At 58.0% G+C, this 2,521-nt stretch carries 1 protein-coding gene and 2 pseudogenes; 1 reads left to right on the top strand and 2 read right to left on the bottom strand.

From position 1 onward, the window contains the following. Positions 1-127 precede the first annotated feature (127 nt). Positions 128-529: pseudogene (locus MLE27_RS17850) on the top strand (integrase core domain-containing protein); the annotation flags it as partial. Between the two features lie 288 nt (positions 530-817). On the opposite strand, the gene MLE27_RS17845 reads toward MLE27_RS17850, so the two are convergent. Beyond that, entirely contained in the window at positions 818-2,086 is a 1,269-nt protein-coding gene (locus MLE27_RS17845) for a hypothetical protein (protein ID WP_243313990.1), read from the bottom strand. Between the two features lie 99 nt (positions 2,087-2,185). Continuing rightward, positions 2,186-2,521 (bottom strand): annotated as a pseudogene (locus MLE27_RS18295) (transposase); the annotation flags it as partial.

Genomic DNA, 2,521 nt, shown 5'->3' with positions numbered 1-2,521 from the left:
AAGTGGCTCTGGACTTACAACAACGAACGGCCCAACATGGGCATCGGCGGCATCACTCCGAGGCAGAAACTGAGAACGGCTGCATAGCCCTACTTTTCAGACAGCCTAAAAAAGGGGAGGATTACCGCGGGGCACCAGGTCCGAGGCGCTGGAACCGATCCGGCAGGGCGTGCGCCACAGCTTTGGATCGTTCGGCAAGGAGGTGGCGTCGGGCCTGACCCTGCGCCACGATCACGGCAGTCAGTTCATCTCGGAGGACTTCCAGCGGGAAATCGCCTTCCTGGGCATCAAGGATTCACCGTCCTACGTGCGAGAGCCCCAAGGCAACGGCATTGCGGAGCGTTTCGTGCGCATCCTCAAGGAAAATCTGCTCTGGGTGCGCCGATTCCAGACGGTCGAGGATCTCCGCCTGGGCCTCCTGGCCTTCAAGAACACCTACAGCCGGCAGTGGCGCATCGGCAGGCACGGCTATCGCTCATCGGCCCAGGTGAGGGAAAGACAGAAACTGGAGGTCGCAAAGGCGGCCTGATTTTGGCGGCTAACTGCCAAGAAACCCTGGACCGCTACAGAAGTGGAGATCATGGGCCACGCCCTCGCCATCGCCATCGCCGAACAGATGGCCTCCAAACTTGGCGGGAAGCTCCCGTCCTTCGCATCATCCAAGCCCTGCGCCTGCGCGTGCTAGATCCCTCCTGACACCCCGCCGGAGCGGAGCGCTCCGGCGGGGCTGTTGTCACGAAATCGGATCCGGTTTTCGGCAGATGGCATATGCGGAACCTAGGGGAATCGAAAGCAGGACAATCCGAGCGGAGGCAATTCAGTGGGCATGGCCCTCGGACATGAAGGGTTCGAACGGGGTCAGCATGTTGAATATCTTGCGGGCCAGGGCGCGGTTGGCCCCGGCGTTTACATGGATTACATCCTCGAAGGCTTTTCCTGGAAAATCGTCCAGGGCGTGGCTAAAGTCGGCGACCACCGCGCCGGGGTAACGGGAGGACATGTCGCCAACGGTTGTCCTCATTCGCTCATAGCCCTGGCCCATGTGCTGGTGGAAGACGTCAGTGTAACGAGATGCGATCTCAGCCTCAGTGATATCAAGCTTCGTTTTTTGTGTGAGGAAAGGCTGCAGGAAAAAGGCCGCCCTGATTTTCCTGCCTGCCATGAGGGATAACATCTTATCCCAGTCGTCCCGCCAGACGTCCCCCAATGCGTTGCGCCAAGCATCGGTGCCGTAACCTGATTCCTTGCGGAGAGCGGTGAGATGCAGCATGTCCTCTTGAAACTCCGCACTGTCCAGCGTGCAGCGCAGCAGAGCACTGTGTCGCAGGATCCAGCTTACAGTCGTCCGGAAAGAAGCCATGCTGGTTGTCAGTGCGAACCCAGATTCAAAGGTCGCCCAGTTGTAAGGGAAGCCCGGCCTAGGGTCTCCGAAGAAGGGTTGGTACATATTGTTCCCACCGTCGTAGACGATGATCATGTCGGGGGCGGCATTCAGTACTTCAAGCAGCAGCAAAAGCAGCTCCTGCCGCGAGATGAAACTGACGACACCATAGTTGTACACCCGTACATTCGTGTGGCCTTCGGCATGAAAAATTTCTTGGAGAGCCTGCGGGAGAGATGGGTCGCCGGTATTAACAGTAGAACCGCCTAGCATGAATATACGGTATTCCCCGGGAGTTGCCTTTGCCGGCTCGAACCTGTCTCTGGTGCCGGAAAAGGCTGTGTAAGGCGCAGTCTCACGGAAATGATAAGCCGGGGTGAATCGGAGTTGGACAGAGTCCAGGCGGAAGAGGCCCTCAAGGGAGGCCAGGACTATCACGAGAACGAAAAAAATGGAGCGGTGACTGCTCCAAGAACACCTCAGCAGTGCGTAGAAACAACCGGCAAGTACACCTGCCAGCCCTAGAATCATACTCAGATAGCCATAAGAAAAGCCAAATACTACGGGCTGAGCAGAAACATGTCCATAGAGGGGCCACACAAGGTACAAGGCTATGAAGAAAATGAGGAAATTCCCCAACAGGGGCAGGGCGGCATATCTGTCTTGTGACTTGTTCTGCCTGGTTTCTTTAGTCAAGTCGTGCATAGCGTCTTTCTTCGTGTGAGTTGTCGGGCTAGGCTCTAATGTACTGCCCCTCGTTTAGCAAGCGTCGGCTAACAGCCCGTTGCAAAAGGCTGTCTTCGGCTAATCTCCCTTTCCGATGATCGCGAAGGGCATGATTGCGCAGCATCGCTCCTGGGCCATGATCACGATGGCCAGGCAGGCCAGTGAGGGGTGCTGATCCGTCCAGATCAACGCAAACCAGGCGTCGGCCCAACCCCTCGGGGTGCCGCACCCCGTCTTGACTCGCATCAGCAGGCCGAGGTTGAAGCCTGCCACGTGGAGCAGGTAGCGTTTCTGGACGTTCTCCCGGCCCGGAGCCAGACCCGACGCATCCCGCCGGAGCGGTCCAGGGTATGCTCGAAGCTGCGCTCCACAAGTTCCGTTCGCAACCTTCCCAGAGACTTTCCAACCTCGGAC

The organism is Fundidesulfovibrio agrisoli (assembly GCF_022808715.1).
Classification (GTDB): domain Bacteria; phylum Desulfobacterota; class Desulfovibrionia; order Desulfovibrionales; family Desulfovibrionaceae; genus Fundidesulfovibrio; species Fundidesulfovibrio agrisoli.
Note: the sequence above shows the minus strand (reverse complement) of the source record. Positions and strands in the feature narration are given on the sequence as shown.

Bases quoted from the DNA above. Each gene is read 5' to 3' on its own strand.
- MLE27_RS17845 (WP_243313990.1), bottom strand. From the start codon at position 2,086: ATGCACGACTTGACTAAAGAAACCAGGCAGAACAAGTCACAAGACAGA.